Source organism: bacterium, assembly GCA_037127815.1.
Lineage (GTDB): Bacteria > Patescibacteriota > Minisyncoccia > Phycocordibacterales > CAIZLB01 > CAIJKW01.
In genome coordinates this window covers 1-1774 of the sequence record JBAXXP010000008.1, presented here as the reverse complement: position 1 = coordinate 1774, position 1774 = coordinate 1, and the positions used below count along the sequence as shown (strand labels likewise).

The 1774-nt window shown below is 36.6% G+C and carries 1 pseudogene; it reads left to right on the top strand.

The window, feature by feature from the left end:
• Positions 1 to 117 precede the first annotated feature (117 nt).
• Positions 118 to 1644: pseudogene (locus WCQ00_04230) on the top strand (IS1182 family transposase).
• Positions 1645 to 1774: the final 130 nt, after the last annotated feature.

Sequence of the window (1774 nt, the reverse complement as noted above, 5' to 3'; positions counted from 1 at the left end):
AAAAAGAGGCTGTCTCAAAAGGGCAGCCTCTTTAATTTACTGGTTATCAACAATATGCTGTTGATAAAATTTCATAATACTTTGATATTTAGCGTATTAAATTATTATCTTTGTATTATGAAAAGTTCAAGGATAAAATTCAAACCATATCAGCAAAATCAGCTGATGGCAATCCCTCCAACCTTTGATGAGTTGATTCCTCAGAATCATCCGGTAAGGGTTGTCAACCAAATTATCGAGGATATTAATCTGGATCCTCTATTGAAAAATTATAAATCATGTGGCTGTTCAAGCTATCACCCGCGGATGCTTCTGAAGGTTCTTGTTTATGGGTATCTCTGTAACATTTACTCATCACGTAAGATTGAAGCTGCAGTAAAAGAGAACATTCATTTCATGTGGTTGGCCGGGATGGAGCAACCAGATCATAATACCATTAATCGTTTTCGTACAGACCGGTTGAAAGGAGCTATTAAAAAAATATTCAGTCAGGTTGTATTATTTATGGCAGAAGGCGGGCACGTTGATTTGCAGAACGTTTATACAGACGGGACAAAGATAGAATCCAATGCTAATCGTTACACCTTTGTTTGGGGTAAACGAATAAAGACCTCTAAAGAACGCATGGCACAACAACTAGAAGGTTTATGGAAATACACACAAGAATTAGCAAAAGAAGAGCTAAAGGATACCACTCCCACAAGCTTTGAGCAAATAGATCCTGAAAAAGTACGTCAGACCATTAATCAAATTGATCAAGCATTGAAAGATAAAGATATTGACAAAGATATTAAGCAGAAAATCAATTACGCAAAAAAGAACTGGCCTGATAAACTTGAACAATATGAACAACAGGAGAAAATTCTCAAAGGTCGTAACAGCTATTCTAAAACAGATCCGGATGCGACATTTATGCGCATGAAGGAAGATCATATGAGGAATGGTCAGTTAAAACCTGGCTACAATGCACAAATCAGCACAAATGACCAAATCATAGCCAATTATACTATTCACCAGAACCCCACAGACACAAAGACACTCAAACCACATCTGGAATCATTTAAGAATGAATATGGTTTTCTGCCCAAAGAACTCACTGCAGATGCTGGTTATGGCTCAGAAGAAAATTATGAATACCTGGAAGAAAATGAAGTTGAGGCCTTTGTCAAGTATAATTATTTTGATAAGGAACAGAGGGGAAAGGATAAAGCTAAACCCATCTTCCATGTGGACAATCTTTACTACAACAAACAACAGAACTGCTACTACTGTCCAATGGGACAATGTATGAATTTTATTGGTAATAAAATTGAAGCCACTGAGGCAGGCTACGAAAAGACAATCTCTCGTTATCAGGCACAAAACTGTAATGGCTGTCCAGTCCGTGGTCAGTGTCATAAAAGTAAAGGCAATCGGATTATAGAAGTCAGTCACCGCTTAAATGAGCTAAAAGCCAAAGCTAGAGAACGATTACTAAGTGAAGAAGGGAAAATACATCGAAGTAAGAGACCAGTTGACGTTGAACCTGTTTTTGGAATACTCAAACAAAACAAGGGGTTCCGAAGATTCTTACTTAAAGGTTTGGATAAAGTAAATATTGAATTTGGATTGCTTGCAATGGCACATAACCTTAAAAAACTAGCTAAAATGCTCGATTCTAGGCCTTCTTTTGGACTTTTTCTACCTATTCCACAAATCATCAGGGTAGATAATGATGTCAATAAAGTCCATCCAAATCATTTTTTATTAAAACTTTAATGACACAACTGTTACA